General features: G+C 45.6%; 19 protein-coding genes. 7 read left to right on the top strand and 12 right to left on the bottom strand.

Features of this window, described 5'->3' with window-relative positions:
- The first annotated feature begins 8 nt into the window (after positions 1–8).
- Positions 9–2,843 carry a valine--tRNA ligase gene (locus NIASO_RS08120; RefSeq protein WP_008584499.1) on the top strand — a complete coding sequence of 945 codons (2,835 nt, stop codon included), beginning with the start codon at positions 9–11 and terminating at the stop codon, positions 2,841–2,843.
- A gap of 120 nt (positions 2,844–2,963) precedes the next feature.
- Here NIASO_RS08120 and NIASO_RS20330 read toward each other — a convergent pair whose 3' ends face one another.
- The gene (locus NIASO_RS20330; RefSeq protein ID WP_008584497.1) at positions 2,964–3,638 is read right to left on the bottom strand and encodes a Collagen triple helix repeat-containing protein; all 675 of its coding nucleotides are present in this window, start codon (positions 3,636–3,638) and stop codon (positions 2,964–2,966) included.
- 132 nt (positions 3,639–3,770) lie between these two features.
- Between NIASO_RS20330 and NIASO_RS08130 the strand changes: the two genes are divergently transcribed.
- The 3 genes from NIASO_RS08130 to NIASO_RS08140 all read left to right on the top strand — a co-directional run bounded on the left by NIASO_RS08130 (position 3,771) and on the right by NIASO_RS08140 (position 7,806).
- The gene (locus tag NIASO_RS08130; RefSeq protein ID WP_008584495.1) at positions 3,771–4,286 is read left to right on the top strand and encodes an outer membrane beta-barrel protein; all 516 of its coding nucleotides are present in this window, start codon (positions 3,771–3,773) and stop codon (positions 4,284–4,286) included.
- 191 nt (positions 4,287–4,477) lie between these two features.
- On the top strand, positions 4,478–5,371 hold the full coding sequence (locus NIASO_RS08135) for a chitinase (RefSeq protein ID WP_008584493.1): 894 nt from the start codon (positions 4,478–4,480) through the stop codon (positions 5,369–5,371).
- A gap of 50 nt (positions 5,372–5,421) precedes the next feature.
- Entirely contained in the window at positions 5,422–7,806 is a 2,385-nt protein-coding gene (locus NIASO_RS08140) for an outer membrane beta-barrel protein (protein WP_008584492.1), read from the top strand.
- 266 nt (positions 7,807–8,072) lie between these two features.
- Here NIASO_RS08140 and NIASO_RS08145 read toward each other — a convergent pair whose 3' ends face one another.
- The 3 genes from NIASO_RS08145 to rpsO form a co-directional block, all read right to left on the bottom strand.
- Entirely contained in the window at positions 8,073–8,414 is a 342-nt protein-coding gene (locus tag NIASO_RS08145; RefSeq protein WP_008584491.1) for a hypothetical protein, read from the bottom strand.
- Between the two features lie 485 nt (positions 8,415–8,899).
- A complete protein-coding gene (gene pnp, locus NIASO_RS08150) occupies positions 8,900–11,068 on the bottom strand; it encodes a polyribonucleotide nucleotidyltransferase (protein WP_008584490.1) in 2,169 nt (722 codons plus the stop codon).
- Between the two features lie 240 nt (positions 11,069–11,308).
- Positions 11,309–11,578 carry a 30S ribosomal protein S15 gene (gene rpsO / locus NIASO_RS08155; protein WP_008584489.1) on the bottom strand — a complete coding sequence of 90 codons (270 nt, stop codon included), beginning with the start codon at positions 11,576–11,578 and terminating at the stop codon, positions 11,309–11,311.
- A gap of 366 nt (positions 11,579–11,944) precedes the next feature.
- Between rpsO and NIASO_RS08160 the strand changes: the two genes are divergently transcribed.
- The 3 genes from NIASO_RS08160 (at position 11,945) to miaE (ending at position 13,987) form a co-directional block, all read left to right on the top strand.
- Positions 11,945–12,358 (top strand): DUF6157 family protein, encoded by a 414-nt coding sequence (locus NIASO_RS08160; protein WP_008584488.1) that lies wholly within the window; start codon positions 11,945–11,947, stop codon positions 12,356–12,358.
- 223 nt (positions 12,359–12,581) lie between these two features.
- Positions 12,582–13,079, top strand: a complete 498-nt coding sequence (locus NIASO_RS08165) for a CAP domain-containing protein (protein WP_008584487.1) — start codon at positions 12,582–12,584, stop codon at positions 13,077–13,079.
- A 299-nt stretch (positions 13,080–13,378) separates the two neighbouring features.
- Positions 13,379–13,987 (top strand): tRNA-(ms[2]io[6]A)-hydroxylase, encoded by a 609-nt coding sequence (gene miaE, locus NIASO_RS08170; protein WP_008584486.1) that lies wholly within the window; start codon positions 13,379–13,381, stop codon positions 13,985–13,987.
- A gap of 49 nt (positions 13,988–14,036) precedes the next feature.
- Here the strand turns inward: miaE and NIASO_RS08175 are convergent, their stop codons facing one another.
- The 8 genes from NIASO_RS08175 to NIASO_RS08210 all read right to left on the bottom strand — a co-directional run bounded on the left by NIASO_RS08175 (position 14,037) and on the right by NIASO_RS08210 (position 21,693).
- Complete coding sequence (locus NIASO_RS08175; protein WP_008584485.1) at positions 14,037–14,786, bottom strand: HvfC family RiPP maturation protein; 750 nt, start codon at positions 14,784–14,786, stop codon at positions 14,037–14,039.
- A complete protein-coding gene (locus NIASO_RS08180) occupies positions 14,773–15,603 on the bottom strand; it encodes an HvfB family MNIO-type RiPP peptide maturase (RefSeq protein WP_008584484.1) in 831 nt (276 codons plus the stop codon). Before NIASO_RS08180 ends, NIASO_RS08175 begins: the two co-directional genes overlap by 14 nt.
- A gap of 68 nt (positions 15,604–15,671) precedes the next feature.
- Positions 15,672–16,007 carry a hypothetical protein gene (locus NIASO_RS08185; protein WP_008584482.1) on the bottom strand — a complete coding sequence of 112 codons (336 nt, stop codon included), beginning with the start codon at positions 16,005–16,007 and terminating at the stop codon, positions 15,672–15,674.
- A 300-nt stretch (positions 16,008–16,307) separates the two neighbouring features.
- On the bottom strand, positions 16,308–16,751 hold the full coding sequence (locus NIASO_RS08190; RefSeq protein ID WP_008584481.1) for a DoxX family protein: 444 nt from the start codon (positions 16,749–16,751) through the stop codon (positions 16,308–16,310).
- A gap of 315 nt (positions 16,752–17,066) precedes the next feature.
- Positions 17,067–18,005, bottom strand: a complete 939-nt coding sequence (locus NIASO_RS08195; protein WP_008584479.1) for an exonuclease/endonuclease/phosphatase family protein — start codon at positions 18,003–18,005, stop codon at positions 17,067–17,069.
- Between the two features lie 206 nt (positions 18,006–18,211).
- Positions 18,212–18,892, bottom strand: coding sequence for a YggS family pyridoxal phosphate-dependent enzyme (locus NIASO_RS08200; protein WP_008584478.1), 681 nt, complete (start codon positions 18,890–18,892; stop codon positions 18,212–18,214).
- Between the two features lie 248 nt (positions 18,893–19,140).
- A complete protein-coding gene (locus NIASO_RS08205; RefSeq protein ID WP_008584476.1) occupies positions 19,141–20,364 on the bottom strand; it encodes a glycoside hydrolase family 27 protein in 1,224 nt (407 codons plus the stop codon).
- 174 nt (positions 20,365–20,538) lie between these two features.
- Entirely contained in the window at positions 20,539–21,693 is a 1,155-nt protein-coding gene (locus NIASO_RS08210) for an acyl-CoA dehydrogenase family protein (RefSeq protein WP_008584473.1), read from the bottom strand.
- Positions 21,694–21,708 lie beyond the last annotated feature (15 nt).

The following is a 21,708-nucleotide window of genomic DNA, read 5'->3' on the forward strand; positions in this document are numbered from 1 at the left end:
GCACCCCTATGGAATTGACGAAAAATTTTGAACCCGCAGCAATTGAGATCCGGTGGACGGACCATTGGAAGGAAAAAGGTTATTTTAACAGTACCCCGGATGAACGCCCGGCTTTTACGGTGGTCATCCCGCCCCCCAATGTTACCGGTGTATTGCATATGGGTCATACGCTGAACGAAACCGTACAGGACATCCTGGTACGCCGGGCACGCATGAGCGGGTACAACGCCTGTTGGGTTCCGGGCAGCGACCATGCGTCAATTGCCACCGAAGCAAAAGTGGTGCAGATGCTGAAGGAGAAGGGCATCGATAAAAATACCCTGACCCGCGAAGAATTTTTGAAATACGCTTTTGAATGGAAGGAAAAATATGGCGGCATCATTTATAACCAGATCGAACGGCTGGGCTGTAGTGTAGACTGGAACCGGGTGAACTTCACCATGGACGATCATTATTACAAGGCTGTTATAAAGGTTTTTGTTGACCTATATAATAAAGGATTGATCTATCGCGGGGCGCGGATGATCAACTGGGACCCTGCTGCTAAAACGGCATTAAGCGATGAAGAAGTAGAATACCGCGAAGTACAGAGTAAGTTATATTATATACAATACAAGCTGGACAGCGAGAGCGTTGCAGAGAAAATGAAAGGGAAGACTGGTTTAGAATCTTCCCTTACAAACAGGCGAGCTGTGCCTTCCAACGAATTGGAATCCTTCTCTCACACGTCCGAAACGACTCCTGCGGATACAAAGGTACCAAAAATTATTGATTTTGATATTTTAGCTAATAATGTAACCGATAGTACTTCAGATCAATTCATTACCATTGCCACTACCCGCCCGGAAACAATTTTGGGTGATACCGCCATCTGCGTAAATCCTAATGATGAGCGCTACCAGCATTTAAAAGATGCTTACGCTTTTGTGCCTTTGATCAACCGTCGCATTCCTATCATTTTTGATGAATACGTGGATATGGAGTTTGGTACCGGTGCTTTAAAGATCACGCCGGCACATGACATCAACGACTATAACCTGGGGTTGAAACACAACCTGGAAGTAATTGATACCTTAAACGAGGACGGTACACTGAGCGAAGCCGCGCAGTTGTATGTTGGGGAAGATCGCTTTGAAGTGCGGAAGAAGATCGTGATTGACCTGGAGAAATCAGGCAATCTGGTTAAAACAGAGGACATCATTAACAAGAACGGTTTCTCCCAACGCAGCAATGCGGTAGTGGAACCCCGTATTTCCACGCAATGGTTTGTCAAAATGAAACCATTGGCCGAGCCTGCTTTGAAGGCCGTGGTTGATGGCGATATAAAAATCCATCCCGGCGACCGTTTCCTGGCTACTTATAAATATTGGCTGGAGAATGTAAAAGATTGGTGCATCAGCCGCCAGTTGTGGTGGGGCCAGCAAATACCGGCTTGGTATGCTCCCGATGGAACCTTTGTGGTGGCAGAGAACAAAGAGGAAGCTTTTAGTCAATGGTCAAAGGTGAATAGTGAATCGGCAAACAGCATTGGCCATTCACCATTCATTATTGACGACTTTAAGCAAGACAGCGACGTGTTGGATACTTGGTTCTCCTCCTGGCTCTGGCCCAGCGAAGTGTTTCATGGCATCACCAATCCCGGCAATCCCGACATCAACTACTACTACCCTACTTCCGTTTTAGTAACCGGTCAGGATATTATTTTCTTCTGGGTGGCACGCATGGTAATGGCCGGACTGGAATATGAAAAAGAGATTCCATTTAAGGATGTGTATTTTACCGGCATGGTACGCGATAAGCTGGGTCGCAAGATGAGCAAGTCGCTCGGCAACTCTCCTGATCTGCTGAACCTGATCGATACCTATGGCGCCGATGCGGTACGCTTTGGAATTATGATTGCCGCACCGGCTGGTAACGACCTGCTTTTTGATGAAAGCTCATTGGAACAGGGACGCAACTTCAACAACAAAATGTGGAACGCGTTAAAGCTGATCCGCATGTGGCAAAACAATCCGAATGGTATCAGCGCAGCAACAGGCAATGAACCGGATGCTGCAGCTGCATGGATGAAACATCGGATTGCAGCCGCTAAAGCAGAAATGGAAAGCCTGTTTAAAGAATTCCGTCTCAGCGAAGGATTAAAAACATTATACTCCCTGATATGGGACGACTTCTGTTCCTGGTATCTCGAATGGCAGAAACCCGCCTTTGGCGCACCTACCAGCCAGGCAAAGTTGCAGGCAACGATCGGTTTCTTTGAAGAACTGCTGCAACTGCTCCACCCCTACATGCCGTTTATTACGGAAGAAATTTATCATTTGCTGCGTGAACAAAAAGATGATTTGTCTGTAAAACAATACGCCACTACAGCACCCGCAGATGATGCGATCTTGGCGCAAGGCGAATTGTTGAAACAAACGATCACAGCCATCCGCGATGCGCGGGTGAAAAACAATATTAAACCGAAAGAAGCCGTTACACTATTTGTACAAACTGCACAACCGCAGATCTATAGTAACCTGGCCTCCATTTTACAACGGCAGGCAAATGTAGATGCGGTAAGCATTACAGAAGCAGCGGTTGATAAATGTATTAATGTAATGGTGGGTAAAGACAAACTGTTTATTCAGCCAGCTACCGAACTGGACACCAGTATCCAGAAAGAACAACTGGAAAAAGATCTGCAATACTTACAGGGCTTCCTGGTTTCCGTTGACAAGAAATTGAGCAATGAGCGCTTTGTGCAAAATGCAAAGCCGGAGGTAGTAGAGATCGAACGCCGGAAGAAAGCCGATGCGGAGGAAAAGATAAAAGCCATCGAAGAAAGTCTGAAAAATCTTTAACTATAAAAGCGATACAGCTTCATAGAAAGTTTTAACCGGCTTAAACAATTACCGCCAATGTATTTTAAAATACATTGGCGGTTTTATTTATGAGATACCTGGTTGCTGCTGCGCACGAAATTATTGAGGGATACTCAACGTATTACACAAGGCACCATAACTGAGGACATTAAGGTTTGTATTAGCCAGCGCTACTTTCACCGCTCCGGGAATGATCACATAACGAAACGTATGGGCAGGACTGATTGACCCCGAGGAAGTATAGGCATTCATGCTGCTAACAAGGTTGATCCGCAAATTTCCAACCGTCGCGTCCGCGGACCAGGTATCAATATTAGTGGCAGTGCCGATCTGGTAGTATATATGTATCGGCAGTACTGAAGTTTGGTCGGTAGGCCACAAGGTAGTATTATAGCCATTCAGCTTTCCATACACCAGCACTGTTCCGGTATTCAATATATCCTGGGTAATTCCCGGCGCTGCTTTATTATAATCTAAATTAATGATACCAAATCGGGTAGTTACCGTATAAGCAGCAGGAGTAAACCAATCCGAATATTGTACGTTGGCTGTTCCGGCAGGGCCTTGTGCGCCGGTGGGACCTTGAGCTCCTGCCGGTCCCTGCGAGCCGGCTGGCCCCTGCGTTCCGGCCGGACCCTGAGCGCCTCCGGGACCCTGCGTTCCCGCCGGTCCCTGTGCTCCGGTAGCTCCCTGAGGACCGGGGTCTCCTTTTTTACAGCTAAATAATAAAAGGGTCCCGGCAAATAACAATACACTTAATTGACAAAGTTTCATATGGGTTGTTTTGAGGTTAAAATAATTTTTCAAAAATAACCCGGGGCAAATCATCTGAAAATACCTGAATTAAGCTATCAGGCCTGATAATTGCTATCAGAAGAACATATTCAATTTTAAAACCCTCAGGCTATGAATAAATTTTTTCTATTAATTGTCGTTTTATTTTGCTTAAGTATCGCACAACGCGCCTCCGCACAATTGAAAGGCTTTAGCATCGGGCCCTATGGAGAACTTGCTTTTCCCACAGGCGATTTTCAGAAAGATTTTAAAACAGGCGTCGGTGTTGGCGCCCAGGCGGATATTCGGCTTATAAAAAGCTGGGCAGCCACCGGCTCTATCGGATATATGTATTTTAGAGGTAAGGATGTAATGGACCCAACAACCGGGAACGAATACAAAGTGCCCGACCTTAAAGCTGTGCCTATAAGGGTAGGTGTAAAATACCGCCCCATTCCGTTGCTTTATCTGAAACTGGAATCAGGAACGGCCGCCTTAAGCGGAAAAAATTACAGCGGTTCAGCTTTTATTTTATCACCGGGTGTGGGATTAAAAATCCTTGGGTTCGACTTTCAGGCCAAATATGAAGCCTGGATGAAAGACGGCACCAAAGGCTTCTGGGGATTAAAGGCAGGATGGAATTTTTAGATACTTACAGCAAATTTGTGCCAATCTGCGCACGATTTTTCCCGCTGATCTCCGCTGATCCTTTTCGCTGATATATCTCTTTGGCATTTGATCTGCGCTAATCTGCGGGCTTTTTCTCTTCAGATTTGATTGCCTATAAAAACAGTACCTTGCTTGTCGTTGCGCATTTCAAAAATAGCAGCGCTATATAAATGAAGTACCTGTTCTGTCTTTTTATTTTTGCCGGGCTGTATGGCTATGGACAAAATAATCTGCAAGTTGTAGATACATTACCGCTCAAACAATCTTTAACGGGTAAACATTCCCATCCGCGGTTGCTTCGTTATTTGAACGCAGCTCAATGGAATGATCTTTTCCCCAACCGGTACGGGCTAAAATTAAAAGATTCCTTAAACCATAACCCGGATTTTTATTCCTTCAAAGCTTTTGCGACCGCAGCAACCGCATTTCCCCGGTTTCTTTCCGAAGGTGATATAACGACGCAAAAAAGGGAGCTGGCGGCCTTCCTGGCCAACATGGCACAGGAAACAAGTGGCGGATGGACTGAGGCGCCGGGCGGTTATTTTAAGTGGGGGTTGTATTTTCTGCAGGAGCAATCGCAGCAGGGCATCCTGAATAATTATGCAGACACTTCCAAAAAGAATTATATGCCGGTACCGGGTAAGGCCTATTATGGCCGGGGGCCCAAACAACTAAGCTGGAATTATAACTATGGGCAATTTAGCGAAGCCTGGTTTGGCAACAAAGACACCTTACTGCAACACCCCGAATTATTAGCACAAGACCCAGTATTATCTTTTGCTTCTGCCCTTTGGTTCTGGATGACCCCACAACGGCCCAAACCTTCCTGCCACGACATCATAGTGGGCAAATGGCAACCTAATGCCATGGACAGCGCAAAAAATATACAGCCCGGCTTTGGCGCTACGGTTAATATTATTAACGGTGGGGTCGAGTGCGGCAAGGGAACAGCCTTGCAAAAGACCACCTACCGTTATGAATATTACAAATACTTCTGTAACTATTTTAAAGTATCACCTGGTGAAAATATCAGTTGCAGTGATCAAAAACCATTTGGGCAGTAGTACGAACAACTGTAATCCTTTCATTAGTAGCGTTTCTTTATTTTTGGCGGATGCGAAAGATCTTCTACCTAACCCTGTTGCTGTTATGGAATACACTATCCCAGGCTCAAATCTCCATTCACGGACAAGTGCAGGATGATGCCGGGGCACCTGTTCCCGCTGCCACCATAACCTGGTTGAGGTCCCGGGCGGATTCAAAATCGGTGACCACAGATTCATCCGGAAAATTCCTAATTCCATCGCTTCAGGTAGGAACAAAATATCACCTCGAAGTATCGGCCGTGAATCATGAGGAAGCCAAACTTACTCTTGAACTTAAGAACGACACCACGATCCGCATAGTATTACCACGTAATAACACAATGCTGAACAATGTTACGGTGAGCGGTCGCGCTAAATTGATACAAATGAAGCCCAACAAAACGATTGTGAATATTGCAGATAATCTCACCATCGTAGGTAGTAATATCGCAGAAGCATTGCAAAAAATTCCCGGCATTCGTATCAGTAACGATGAGGTTTCTATTCCAGGCAAAGGTGCTGTCCAGATAATGCAGGACGGACGACTGCTGCAGCTCTCACAAAAGGAGCTTTTAAGCTATTTAAAATCGATCCCGGCCGGAACCGTATCAAAAATCGAAATTATCACCAATCCTTCGGCAGCGTATGATGCCTCGGGAAATGCGGGTCTGATCAACATTATCACCAAACGTACTACCCAACAGGGGTACAGCGGCAGTATACAGGCGGGGTACAAACAATACCAACACTATCCGGGTATGGATGCAACCGGAAATATCAACTATAATTCGGGCAAATGGCAGCTTTACGCCAATGCAAATATTTTCCGCATCCGGCACAAATATGGTTTTCGCTGGGAAGAATATTACCCGGACCGTACCTGGATCATGAGCGATACCGGCGATTACAAACAGCAAAACCTGGCGATCAATGCCGGGGCCGATTACCAGCTTTCTTCCAAATCAACCATAGGATTTAACGTGGGCTTTTCGAGATATTTTGAGGGTGGCGCCGACTATGTGCGCAATTCTAATTATAATGGCAGCGGCCAGACAGACTCTGTGCTCACCACCTATGCCGATTATTTTCCTGTGGCCAGAACACAGTCTTATAATTTATATTACAAAACCAAACTGGATACCAGCGGTAAAACCTTTTCACTGGACGGGAGCTATCTTACATTCTATCGTACCGATACCTCCAACGTTACCGCCAGAAGCTTTTTACCGGATGGGCAGCCCATCCCTTCCTCAACCGCGCGTTATACCAACGCCACTACGCAAAACATAAATATCTATGCGGTAAAAGCAGATATGGAATTGCCGCTTTCCTTTGCCCGCCTGCAGTTTGGCGGCAAGATAAATTTTATAGATATGTATGATGATCTCCGGTATTATCGTGTCAGTAATCCAGGGTACACCTATGACAGAGACCTTAGCAATGAATATAAGTACACCGAAAATAGTCAGGCCCTCTATGTAAACGTTAACCGGGAATTGGGCAACTGGTCATGGGAAGCCGGGCTGCGCGGGGAACTGACGCAAACCAATGGCTATTCCTTTCTTTCAGGGCAACGGAACAACAACAATTATCTGAAGCTTTTTCCCAATGCGCTGATTAGTTATAAAATGAATGGAGCCAATTTGTTTTCTCTCACTTATAATAAAAGAGTGCGCCGCCCTACATTCTGGAACCTCAATCCCTATAAGTCGATATTAACAGCTTATAGTTACTATGAGGGTAATCCCTTCCTGCAACCGGAATACAACAGCAATTTCCAATTGCTGCATATTTATAAAAACAAGCTCACCAGCGCCCTGTTTGCAACGATCACCAATAATGGATTTGATGACATCACCATTGCGCATGCAGATACAAATTTTGTACTGCGTACCCCCAAAAACTTTGTGAACAGTCTTCGCATAGGTTTATCCGAAGCCTATACTTTTTCAACCTTCCGCTGGTGGGAAAGCACTACCCTGCTGAATATTTATTATACAGATGGACGATCCAAACTTTCCTATGTCGCAGACCGCAAGGGTTGGGGTGCTTATGTTTCCAACAGCAATACACTGTATTTTAATACTGCCAAAACGTTGGCGGCAGCAATAAATTTCTGGTACCAGTTCCCGGAAGTCAGTTTAGTGAACCGATCAGACCCCTACTGGAACCTGGACCTGGGTTTTAACGCCGTACTGGTCAAGGACAAACTAACCCTTAACGCCAACGTGCAGGATGTATTTGGAACCAGTGCCGCTTCCTACACCAATGTGGTGAACAATGTGCAACAGCGATACGCTACGCTGCAGCTCAACCGCAACTATTCCCTCACCCTTATCTTCAAATTTGGTAAAAAAGACCTGAAAGCCATCGAACATACCAATAGCGACCAGGAAGAACGGAAACGGATCTGATACGGGAGCTGAGAATCTCCTGGTTTCAGTATCATTGCTTGTCGTTTGTCAGAAGTGAATGGTCAATAGTCAATGGTGAATAGGAGAAGTTATATTAAAGAATAAAGTCTGCGCATCTGGCGTTTCACATTTAGCATTTAGCATTTTGCATTCAGCATTATGCATTCAGCGTTTAGCGTCAGCATTTAGCTATTCAATCTGTAGAAAAATAAAGGGCGCGTATACTGTTACGCCCCCTTTACGTGCTGAGTTGAATGTGCTGAACCTTATTGCGGCTGTTCTCCGCGATTCGCGAATTTTTGCAATAACCCGGGTAAGGCCGCTGAAATAGCGCCGGTAACGGCTGGTGGCAGACCAAATTTAGTGGTCAGGGAACCGATCAGGCCGCCTTCAATAGCGTTGGTAAGGGTGCCTCCGCCCCCAATCGCGTTTTTAAGGGTATCTAAGATACCACCACCGGACGACTGATCAGCAGTTGCGGTACCGCTGCTGATATGATTCGCAATTTCATTGTGAAGTGCATCTGCCTGTTCGGGAGTAAGGTTGGCTGCGATGTCGGGATGATCTGCAAGCTGGCTTTTTACAGCATTTAAGATTTCGTCAAACATAGTTAGGATTTTAAAAATTAGACATTTAAGGTACAGCTATTTCTTTATACCCAAAATTAAATTATCATAATATTAATAGTCCGGTGACGGCAGAAAATCAATTGCCGTGTTTTGGGTTCCCGCAGATCTCGGCAGAAAAATCGCACCTCCAACTAAAAGCTGTGCAAATCTGTGGAATCCGTGAGAAAAAAAGTCGTGCAATGCAGCTTCCCGTTGATCTTCGCGGAATAAACGAATCAGCGATTATCTGCGAATAAGATCCGCGGCATCTGCGGGCCAATAATAAGCCGGAAATGCGGTAAGCCCTTCCAACTAAACTTCTGTGCCAATCTGTGGCATCTGTGAGAAAAAAATCTGCAGGCAATGGCCGGGAAGCCGGAAATGCGGAAAGGTTTTATTCTTCAACTTCCAACTTACCGTCTCACCGGCCCTATTAACAAAAAAACCCCCGCTTCGCGGAGGTTTCTATAATTAAAAGGTAAAGATTAATTATTCTCAGGAGCGCCGCCTTCTTTCCTTTCCGGGCGGGGAATTAACGCCTTGCGGGACAATTTGAACTTGCCTGATTTAGGATCAGTGCCGATCAGTTTTACCTTCATAGCATCGCCTTCTTTCACCACACCTTCCAAAGTCTCCAGGCGCTTCCAGCTGATCTCGCTGATGTGCACCAGGCCTTGTTTACCCGGCAGGAATTCTACAAAAGCGCCAAACTCTTTGATCCCTTTTACTACGGCATCATAAACATCACCCACTACCGGAACGGCTACAATGCCTTTGATCCAGTTCTCAGCTTTTTCAACCGCAGCTTTTTCCACACCAAAAATGCTGATCTCGCCGCGATTGTTTACTTCCTCGATATTGATGGTCGTACCGGTTTCACGCTGCATTTCCTGGATCACTTTACCCCCTGGCCCGATCACAGCTCCGATAAATTCTTTTTCAATAAACATTTTCACTACCCGTGGTGCATGGGCTTTCACCTCAACACGCGCTTCCGGCATCGCCTGGTACATATGGTCCAGAATGTGCATCCGGCCGGCTTTCGCCTGCTCCAATGCCTGCTGCATCACTTCCATTGGCAACCCGTCTACTTTAATATCCATTTGTACGCCGCAAATACCATCGCGGGTACCGGTAACTTTAAAGTCCATATCACCCAGGTGATCTTCATCGCCTAATATATCGCTTAAGATAGCAAACTTATCTTCTTTGGTAATCAACCCCATAGCAATACCGGACACATGTTTTGGAACAGGTACACCTGCATCCATCAACGCCAGTGAACCGGCACAAACGGTTGCCATGGAAGAGGATCCGTTCGATTCCAGGATATCGCTCACTACGCGTACGGTGTAACCAAAATCATCATTACCCGTTGGCATCATTTGCTTCAGGGAACGCATCGCCAGGTTACCATGACCAACTTCTCTCCGGCCGGGACCACGCATGGGCTTCACCTCGCCGGTAGAAAAAGGAGGGAAATTATAATGTAAAATAAACTTGGTATAATCAGATTTTGCCGCAGATTCAATCAGCAACTCATCTAAAGCCGTACCCAATGTAACTGTTGTAAGTGATTGTGTTTCACCTCTGGTAAATAATGCAGATCCGTGGGGAGAAGGCAGTACATCAACTTCCATATCCAGCGGACGGATCTCCGTAAGCGCCCGGCCATCCAGTCGCACCCGCTCATCCAGGATCATATCCCGCACCACATCATATTGCAGATCGTGGTAATAGCCTTTGGCCATTTTCTTTTGGGCGTCGGTAAATGGCGCTTCTTCTGTTGCGGCCTCTTCCAGGCTCTTCAGCAGCTCGTCCTGGATCGCATCAAAGCGGTCGCTGCGCTCATGTTTGGCCAGCTTTCCTTTTGATACTTCATATACTTTATCTTTTGCAAAACTGTATACTTTCTCTCGAAGTGTTTCATCCTGAGCGGGCTTTGTGTAATCACGTTTTCCGGTTACGCCTTTCAGATCGCGCAGGGCTTCCTGTGCTTTGATCTGGATGCGGATGGCATCATGTGCTACGCTCAGGGCCTTCACCAGGTCGTCCTCGCTGCACTCCTGTGCTTCACCTTCCACCATCATCAGGTTTTTCTCGGTAGCGGCAATGATAAAGTCGATGTCGGACTCTTCCATTTCCGAACGGGTCGGGTTGATCTTGAACTGTCCGTTCACGCGTCCAACCCGTACTTCGCTGATAATTTCTTTAATAGGCACATCCGATACCGCCAGCGCCGCCGAAGCAGCCAGGCAGGCCATTGCATCGGGCAGGATCTCAGGATCACTGCTGATCAGGGTTACCAATACCTGCACTTCGCACAAATAATCGTCGGGGAACAGGGGGCGCAACGCACGGTCGATCAAGCGGGAGATCAGCACTTCTGAATCACTCAGGCGGCCTTCACGCTTGAAGAAGGAACCCGGGATACGACCGGCAGAAGCAAATTTTTCCTGGTAGTCTACCGTGAGCGGAAAAAAGCTCTGTCCTTCTTTGGGTTCTTTGTTAGCTACCACGGTAGCCAGTAAAATACTTTTTCCCATGGTTACGGTTACCGAACCATCGGCCTGGCGCGCCAGGCGGCCGGTTTCAATGGTCACTTCGCGACCATCGCCTATATCAAATACCTTTCTAAGAGGTTGTTGTAACATAAAATAAGATTGAAATTTTTTATTAATGGACCCGGCAGCAGTGCTTCTATGCCCGTGACGGGGTCCGGTTGCGTCGCACATTGGAGCGCCGGGAATTCTGTTCAGCAAAAAAACGGCAAGTATAAAAACAGCTATTCCCAATATCCGCCGGACATTGGGAATAGATTATTGTAGAAGTATTGATTGCGGCAATCAAAAACCGGATAAACATTCACCAACACCCATCGGGATAGGAGAACCTTATTTTCTAAGACCCAGTTTTTCAATTAAGGCACGGTAGCCCTGCAGGTTGTGCTTTTGCAGGTACGTCAGCAGGCTTTTACGCTTACCAACCATTTGCATCAGGCCACGGTGGGTGGAAAAATCTTTTTTATTGCTTTTTAAGTGCGTGCTGATCTGTGCAATACGCTCAGTCAGTTGCGCTACCTGTCCTTCAATAGAACCGGTATTAGTGGCGCTGCCACCATATTCTGCAAAAATTGCTTCGTTTCTTTCTTTTGTAATTGGCATCTTTGTTTTTTTAAATGGTCATCCGATTGTTTCTATTCAATAATTTCGGCTGCAAAGGTAACGCAATAGCAGGAATTTACAAATTAAATGTTTCACAGCGTTTTTACATTTCCTATACCATTATAACACATTAAATATCAACGAAATAATTCTATTTTTACAGGAAATTCAAAACTTTAAACGCAGAATGCAAATTGCTGAACGCTCAGCGCCAGCCAAACCGTGAACTATTGATTATTTACCTTCCGACAAACGTCAAACAATAAACGCAAAACGTCAGACATTAAACTTTGAACCTGGCCCCAGGGACCTGAAACCTGGAACCTGCAACTTGTAACCTTTCCATAAACTACCTTTATACCAAAAATGAACGGTTACACCACCAATTACATAAATACCTTCATACAAACCGCCGATGATAGTCCTGCGGTTTCCGGTGAAGTTCCCCCGTTAAAAGGCGATAAAAAAACAGCGGCAAACATCCAGTTTGAGCTGATCAGTAAACATCCCTATAAATACACATCAGACGACGTATTGTTTCAGGTGTACGCCAATAAGAATGATCTTACAAAAGCCGAATATAAATCAGAACGGGAGAAATTCTTTTCAAAAGGCCAGCCCTGTCTCAGGGCCTCCCCACTCACCAAGCGTTATGGCTGGGGCATACATAGCAATGCCGAAGGCAGGATCGCCCTTTATGGAGTTGAGACGGAAACGTACAAAAAATTATCCCGGGACGGCACTCTGAAAATCGTGAAAGCAATGAAGTCAGGCAGGTAAGCATCACGCGCAACGCTGAATGCTGAACGCCCAACCAAACCGTGAGCTGTTGACCATTCACTATTGTCTATTACTCCATCCACCTTCCGGCAAACGTCAAACGATAAACGCAAAACGTCAGACATAAATTACGAACCCCGAACCTGGAACTTGTAACCTGAAACCTGAAACTCCTGTCGTTGGCATAAAGTTTGCCCCCGTTTATTGATCCAAAATCCGTTTCATGACCCGTATCCCAGGTTTTCTCTTTACTATCGCATTTATACTTTTAATCAGTTCCTGCGCCGCCCCTTCCCGCGCCCAGGACAACGACAACGAACCCGGCTTTAGCAGCAACGCCTTGCTAGGGCAGATCAATGCTATTCGCGCAAAAGGATGCAATTGCGGGGGCGTGCGCTACCGCGCGGTTCCTCCGGTACGGTGGAATACGAAACTGGAAAATGCTGCGGTTGCGCAAAGTAATTATATGCAGCGAACCAATCAGCTAACCCATACGGGGCGCAACGGCACTACCCCCGGGAAAAGAATTACAGCCGCGGGCTACCGGTGGAGTTATATGGCCGAGAACGTTGCCATGGGACAGCAAAACACCACCCAGGTCATGCAAAGCTGGCTGCAAAGCCCGGCTCATTGCAAAAACATTATGAGCCCTTACGTTTCCGAAATTGGCGCAGCCCGTTCCGGGCGTTACTGGACGCTCGATCTGGCCAATCCCCAATAATATTCTTGGCCGGGGAGATGGCAAGGCGGTAAGTTACTAGCGCTCTTCGGAACTTGCAGTTCCGAAGTTCCCTTTTGTCGCTTCAAGCGACAAAATAAGGTTGCGAAACTACAAGTTTCGCAGAGTGTGGAAGCAATGGCTCACAGAACTGCACAGAAAAAAATATCAACCGAAAAAATCTGTGCAAATCCGGGTAATCTGTGAGCAAAAAAATACATTCGGCGGTGCAAGGCTGCAAGCCTAGCACCATTATGCTATCGCCTCCGGCGATCAGTTAATTTATATTAATTTCGCACCCTATGGACCTTTCTCAAGACACGAAAAATATCCTGGGACTGAAGCTGCCCACAGATCCCCGGTGGGTGAACCTGGCTGAAATCTCGCTGGAAGCGATCCTTACAGATCATGCCTATTGCGAACAAAAAGCAGCCACCACCTGCATCTCCATTATACAACGCTATAGCGATAAAGACAAGCTGGTAAAAGCATTGGCACCCATCGTTACGGAAGAATGGGGCCATTTTCGCCTGGTATTACAGGAGCTGGAAAAAAGAGGCTTAAAACTGGGGCGTCAAAGAAAGGACGAGTATGTAAACGCCTTATTACAATTCCAGGAAAAGGGCGGTCACCCGGATGACGTCTTCCTGGACAGGCTGCTTACCATGGCAATGATCGAAGCCCGGAGCTGCGAACGTTTTAAACGGCTGAGTGAAGGATTAAACGATCCTTACATGAGTAAATTCTACCGCCGCTTTATGGAAAGCGAGGCCGGGCATTACACCTTATTTATTGAATTAGCGGAAACCTACCTGCCGAAAGAAAAAGTGCGGGCGCGCTGGGAGACATGGCTGCAACATGAAAAAGCGTTGATGAAAGAGATGGAAGTGCGGGGCGACCGTATCCATTAAAGACCTGTGAGGTTTCCGCCACGGCGGACAGGTTTGAAACCTCACAGGTCTATTTTGCAAACCCTGCTATCAACCCCTGTTGCAGTGCCGTTTGCAGAAAATTCAGTACGGCTTCTTTGTCGGTTTCCGACAATTGCAAAGCATTTTCCCTTTCGAACAATGAAAATAATTCCGTGCCTGTATAAGGCGCTTCTTCCAGGTATTCAATCATACGTACCAGGGCCGCGGCCACATCTGTAAAGATCACTTCGCCATCGGAATTGCGATGGCCTACTACAAAGTAGTGTCCTTTGTCAGACGCCCTGATCGTTCCCGGATTTTTCTGATGAACCGGGTATTCAAAGGTCAGTAATAAATGTTCGGGGTTTATCATCAGCTTATCTGTTCGAAGATCGCCGCTTGCTGCTGCGGAAATAAGCTGATCTTCCATCATGAACAGTTCTACCTCTACCCACTCAAACCACAGTAATTCCTTTAAAAACGAATAAGTGTCTAAAATTGAATGTGTCGTTTCTGTAAGATATTGATAAAACTCTTTCGGCATGTACCATACCTGCGGCGACTGGCAGGGATGGTTGGTGAAAAAATCGTGAACAATTGCGTTCCATTCTGCCTCTTCCAAAAGGTCGTATGTAAGGGGGTATGCGTTTTGCAGCATGTCATCGATCACATTCAATACCAATCTTCGATACTGCGGCACATTTTCTTTTACTACTCCTGGAATATTTTCAAGCATACCGGTGCGGCAATAGTTGGCCAGCGCCGATTGGTATTGTTGTGTGGTGTTACGCAATTGCATAATTTTTGGTCTGCAAAGCAGCCTGTTTAATCCTGTTTAACCGCTCCATTTCCGCCTGCAGTTCGTTCAACTGCGGAAAATTAAAATCCCGTTCCAGCAGCACCGGAACATCCCGTTGCAATAATTGCATGGCAAAAGCATACAGATCGTATACCGGGTCAACAATAGCTTCCCCGTGTGTATCGATGATCAGGGTGTCGGATACCTGCTCATGACCGGCCATGTGGATATAGGCCACGCGATCCATCGGCAACTCTTTTAAAAAGGCTTTGGGATCATACTGATGATTAAATCCGTTTACATAAACATTATTCACGTCCAGCAGCAGATCACAATCTGCTTCTTCAAGAATAGCGTTTATAAAATCGATCTCTTTCATTTCCGGGGCTACCGGTGTGTAGTAGCTCACAATTTCAATAGCGATCCTTCGTTCCAGCAGCTCCTGGATGGTCCGGATCCTGGCAGCAACATGTTTCACTGCATCATTTGTAAAGGGTATGGGCAGCAGATCGTATAAATGCGCATTATCGCATTTCGCGTAACTCAGGTGTTCGGAATAGATCCGGGCATTGGTTTCTTTCAGAAATATTTTTACTTTCTTCAAAAATTCAAAATCCAGCTCGTCGGGGCTGCCAATAGACAACGACAGCCCATGGGTAAAAAGCGGGTAGCGCTCCAATACTTTATTGAATTGTTTTCGCCAGTAGCCCCCTACCCCGACCCAGTTCTCCGGAGCCACCTCCACAAATGCCGGTTTTAAGACATCACTGGTTAAGAATGCTTCGCCAAAATCTTTCCGATACCCTATCCCTACCATTAATGACAAATTTTAAAATAACGGCAGGTGCCTAAAAATCGACCGTTAAACACCCGCCGGTTAAAAATCTATTGCCCGTCTTTGGGTTTTGTTGTCGTATCTTTCTTCTTCATTGATTTCTTTCCTGTTTTTGAACCACATTTACCATCCCCGCACTTACCATCACCACACTTTCCTTCTTTTCCTTTTTTCATAGTGCTATCGCTCTTGGCTTTATCTCCGCCGCACTTCAGTTCAAAATTTTTTGCAGCTCCCTTTTTTTCCAGGAGGTTGGTACGCATCTCTGCCCCCGTACCCAGCGAACTGTAATTAAATAATCCATTAGCATTTGCAGAAAATCCGGCCGCAGCAATAATCGCTCCGGTAAGTAAGGAACCTTTTACGATACTTTTTTTCTTTTCCATTTTTTAAGTTTTATTGTGTTAGAAATGTTTACAGGTGAATAAACAAAGGGCCATAGGCATAACAATGCATTTCTATAAAATTAGAGAAATATCAGGCAAAAAATAAAAATCCTGTTTGTTAAATTATTTTTTCACAGGCATGGAGTTATCCCATTACACAATCAGCACATCGGAATATCAAAAGTAGCGCCAGGCCCCGGGGAGGGTGAGAAGATAACAAACCGCGCCCGAAAAACTAGACATCCCCGAATTTCCGGTTTCCCGGCTATCGATCCGGTCCGCTTTAATACGGCCGTCCGGTTATTTTTCCACTTCCCCCGCATGGATCGCGTCCATAGACCAGGCGCCATTACCGGCGATCAAAAAATAGATCAGCAGCAACAGTACCACAATTGCCAGTAAAAGATTGGAAAAGGGTTCCATTACGTTGCCGAAAAAAGGTGCGAAGAAGACCGCGCCGAGCAGCACCGGGAGTTGCATTATGCAGGCAGCCCGGGTCAACCACCCGAAAGTAAGCAAGATACCGCCCAGGATATGCGCTCCCACTACATAATGGCCCACCAGCAGCTCTGAAAAGGAGCCGAACGACATCCACCCTGGCATCAGGCTCATAAGGCTGGTATAATTCTGCGCAAACTGGACACCTTTGTAAATCAGGAATAATCCCAGACTGATCCGCACAAGATCCATCCATTTTGGATGGTGTGTTTCACCCCAGTACTCAATACGTTGTAGTGTTGTCATACTAAAATAATTTAGGTGAAAAAACGCAGTAAAGAACTGATATAAAGGTACATTCCAATTGATGTCGTCCCAAAATAATTGATAACAACAGGATGTTAAAATCTGCTTATTTCACACTTGTTTTCAACTGGAATTCCCAAAGGCATAGATAATATGCTTTAAATCAGCGTTATATACCTGTTTTGAAGCGATAATCACCTTTTAAGGCTGACGCTGGCGCTGAATGGATCGTGAAGCGCAAGCGATAAATGTCAGAGTTCACGTTTATCCTTTCCTGTCTTACAATATTACAAGCAGCCATACCGCCAAATAACGCTAATTTGCTATGCGATACACCGAAGACACCGGGTAATGATCCGAAGCACTATTAGAGGTATAATCAGGAACTACAGCCGTCACATCTGTGCGTATTTTAGCAGAATGGGGCATGTACCATCGTTTTAATGCTCCGGACACGATCTGCTGATCGATCACCGAGTTTGCATAATTAATTGTAGACTGGTTACCGGCGGTGTTTAAAGGTAATGTTACCGCTAAATAATGCCCGTTGTCGTCCAGGAAGTTTTGATAAGGCGAACGCTGCCGGGTGCTGATGCTGGTATCCAGGTTGTCGTTATAATCGCCCAGGATCATACAATTTTCGTTGTTAAAATAAGTATCCATACTATCTTTTAATTCAATGGCACCATTTAGCCGCTTGGCATACGCATTCAGATCTTTGTCTGCTTTTGCATGGACCAAAATAAAGAATATATTTTTCCGCGCATCATTAACCGTTGCTTCTGCCTTAAGCAGCAACGGAAATCTACCTGATGCAAAATTGGAGTAAGCGGTAGCGCTCAGCGCCATAAATGGCCTTACCTGTACCTTTCTGAAAATATTCCTATTATAAACAAAAGCAAGCTGCTGATCAATTGCCGGGTAAGCGCTGATCACATATTTAAAATCGGTTCCCAGATTTTGCCGGATCATTCTGCCAAACCGGGCCGTATCCACTACTTCGCAGATCCCGAAGAGGTCTGCATTCAGATACTTTAGGATCTTTCCGACATTCGTTTCCTGCTGATCAGGATTTCCTTTAAATTCAACAGCGCCGAACCATTCGATATTCCAGTTTACAATCGTAAGGTCTTTATGATAATGGATCAGTTGCGTGGTATCTTCTTCAGGAACCGGCGCGCCGGTTTTTTGCGGTATTTGTTTTTTGCAGGACCAGCAAATAAATAATACCAGGGCAGGTATCAGGTGTTTCATAGTGTTGTTTTTCAAGTCCCAATTTAATTCTTTTTTTCAAAAAAGGGAAACATTTTATTTGCTCGCAGGTACCACAAATTTGCACAAATTTATCATTGACTATGCGTAAAAGCTGCAGCGCAGCGCTATCCTATATAGTATCGGGAGTAAGAAAAGTTGAAGGTGCAGCGCACCGGAAATATAAAATATTACTGCCACGGCAAACCTCAGATTCGTGCACCAAACAGCAAGCTCCCCACCCGGATCATAGTGCTGCCATATTCCAGCGCCAGTTCATAATCGCTGCTCATGCCCATGGATAAGGTTTCAAGTTTCAAGTTTGAGGTTTCAGGTTTTGCTTGCTGTTGAAAAAGCGCTTTCATGACAGCAAATTCCTGTTTTAATTTTTCCATATCATCCGTAAAACTGGCCATAGCCATCAGTCCCTTTATCCATACATTTTTTAATTTTTCCAAAGCCTGATATTTTGGGAATGTCTCCAGGAATAATTTCAGTTCATTTTCGTCAAACCCAAATTTGGTTTCCTCCTGCGCAATATGCACCTGCAGCAGACAATCGATCGTACGGTTATTTTTTGCGCCCTGTTTGTCTATTTCAAAAAGCAGTTTTTCGCTATCCACACCATGAATAAGGTGCACAAAGGGCGCGATATATTTTACTTTGTTCGATTGTAAATGCCCGATAAAATGCCAGCGGATATCTTTAGGCAATACCGCTTCTTTTTCCACCAGCTCCTGCACATAATTTTCACCAAAATCGCGCTGTCCCAACTCATATAATGCCTGTATATCGCTGACAGGTTTTGTTTTGGAAACCGCTACCAGCGTGGCATGGGCCGCATTTGTTTTTTCCAGTACCTCTTTGTAGTTTTCTTCATTTACCGCCATGAGGTAAAAATACAGGAAAAAGACTCACAGAAAGCGCAGATTACCATAGAACCTTTATTGGATCGATGGCTCTTTCTGTAAAGTGCAATCCGAATCCCTGCTACCAACATTTAAAGAGAGCAGACTAGCGAACCGATAAAAAATTCAAAAAACTTCTGTACAAATCTGCCGAATCCCCGCTTGAATGACGCCGTCGGGCAGATGTGAGCAATAAAAATTTAAATTGCGCTCGTATTCGAAACCAACTACTATTTATATTGAAAAACATTATAAGGTAATGCCCTGCCTTTTATTTTTAACACCACCACCCCGTGACCGGGCACTTCAAACGACTGTGCGGATTTATCGGACCTTGAAAAATCTTTTTTATTCCACACATCATGCATCAGGTACCCCTTTTTTGAATCGATGCTCACCGAATCCAGATCAAAATGAATGGTTGTTTTATTTTTCGACCGGTTTAATAAGGCAACGGCTACCTCACCGCTCATCGTGTGATGCAGCGGCCGGGCCCATACTTCCTGGTCGCCATAATCCTTCAGCCTCCTGGCCTGGTACACGAGGGGGTCCTGGTTAATGGAGATCATTTCAGGGTTGGTCAGGATAGACAATGTTTCTTTGCTCATTTTGGTAAGGTCATTGCCTGCCAGCAGTGGCGAATTAAGCATACACCACATAGAAAAATGTGCTTTGTCCTCTTCATAACTCATCCCCCGCCCTACCTGCAGCATATCCATATCATTTACATGCCCCGGACCCGCATAAGGCCACAGGTCCGCATCTAGGTCAACTATTTTCATGATCGATTCAAAACTGGCCCTGATATCGCCGGAAATGCGCCAGGAATCCGCCACATTTACCACCCATTTGCCCGGAAATTTCCAGCGACACACGTTATAAAGGGCTGCCGGTTTTATTGAATGGATCAATCTTCCAATTTCGGTGTACCGTGTTTGTTCATCCAGTCCCAGCCATTCACCACCGCACCAGTCTACTTTTATAAAATCAAATCCCCAATCTATCAGCATTCTTTGGAGATCAGTTTGTTCATGGCCATACAAGCCCATGCCAATGCCAATGCTGTCTTTATCCCAGTAAGACCCGCAGGTATTAATTCCTGCATCGCTGTACGTGCCGGCCTTTAATCCTTTGGAGTGAATATAAGTCACCAGCGATCGCATGCCATTAGGAAACCGGGCGGGATGCGTCTTTATAGTACCATTAATATCCCTTCCACCGAAAAAACCGTCATCTATATTAATAAACTGATACCTGGCAGCTTTCATTCCGGTAGCAACCAGAGCATCTGCCTGGGCTTTTATTATTTTTTCATTGATATGTACATGATAATTGTTCCAGCTTGCCCAGCCCATCATGGGGGTTTGCTTTCCCTGAACAGGGGATGCTGTAATATTCTGGGCATGGATACTGTTTACCAAAAGCAACAAAATTGCAGGCAATAGCTTTTTCATAAAAACAATTGTAGGCTGCTAAGATAGACAGGAATGTTTTATGAAAATCAGAAACCAGGTTAGAAACCATTAAGGAGTTAAGATGCATTAAGTCCATAAGCTTCTTAATATCTAAATGGTTTTAAAAAATTAACAGCAGGTGCTTCAGGAGCGTCTGTATATCCAATAAACTACTCATTTCAACACCCCCCGGCTGATCACGATCCGTTGTACCTCACTGGTACCCTCATAGATCTGGGTGATCTTCGCATCGCGCATCAGGCGCTCCACATGATACTCCTTTACAAATCCATACCCCCCGTGTACCTGTACGGCTTCAACGGAGACCCACATGGCCGTTTCAGAGGCATATAATTTGGCCATAGAAGAACTGATGTCATAGTTCAGGTGCTGATCCTTTTCCCAGGCCGCTTTTAAACATAAAAGTCGTGCCACTTCTATCTTCAGCGCCATATCCGCCAGCTTAAAGGCAATAACCTGGTGATTCATAATTTCAGTGCCAAACGACTTCCTTGTTTTGGCGTAATCCCGCGCCCGCTCAAAAGCGCCGCCGGCAATGCCCAGCGCCTGTGATGCAATGCCTATGCGGCCTCCGGCCAATGTTTTCATCGCAAATTTAAATCCGAAGCCCTCTTCGCCGATCCGGTTTTCTTTAGGCACTTTTACATCTGTTAACAGGATCGTATGGGTATCGCTGCCACGGATGCCCAGTTTATTTTCCTTGGCAGCCACGGTTACGCCCGGCCAGTTTTTCTCCACTATAAATGCATTGATGCCTTTGGATCCCTTTAACCGGTCGGTTTGCGCAATCACCAAATACACAGAGGCGCTGCTGCCGTTAGTGATCCAGTTCTTGGTACCATTGATCAGGTAATGATCACCTTTATCTTCGGCGGTGGTATGTTGGGAAGTGGCGTCACTGCCGGCTTCCGGCTCACTCAATAAAAAGGCTCCAATGTATAACTCCCCGTTTTTTTTACCCTGCGCCAGGGGCACCAGGTATTGTTGTTTTTGCTCTTCGGAACCAAATTCCTGCAGCCCATAACATACCAGGCTATTGTTAACACTCATGCAAACGCTTACGCTGGCGTCCACTTTCGATATTTCTTCCATTGCCAGCACATAACTGATCGTATCCAGCCCGGCCCCTCCATATTCAGGTTTTACCATCATGCCCATAAATCCAAGATCCGCCAATTTTTCAATCTGTTCCTTCGGAAATTTTTGCTTTTCATCCCGTTCAATAACCCCCGGCAGGCATTCCTGAATGGCAAAATCCCGCGCCGCCTGCTGAATCATTTTTTGTTCATCGGACAATTGGAAATCCATAGTGAATCGTTTTAT

The organism is Niabella soli DSM 19437, assembly GCF_000243115.2.
Lineage (GTDB): Bacteria > Bacteroidota > Bacteroidia > Chitinophagales > Chitinophagaceae > Niabella > Niabella soli.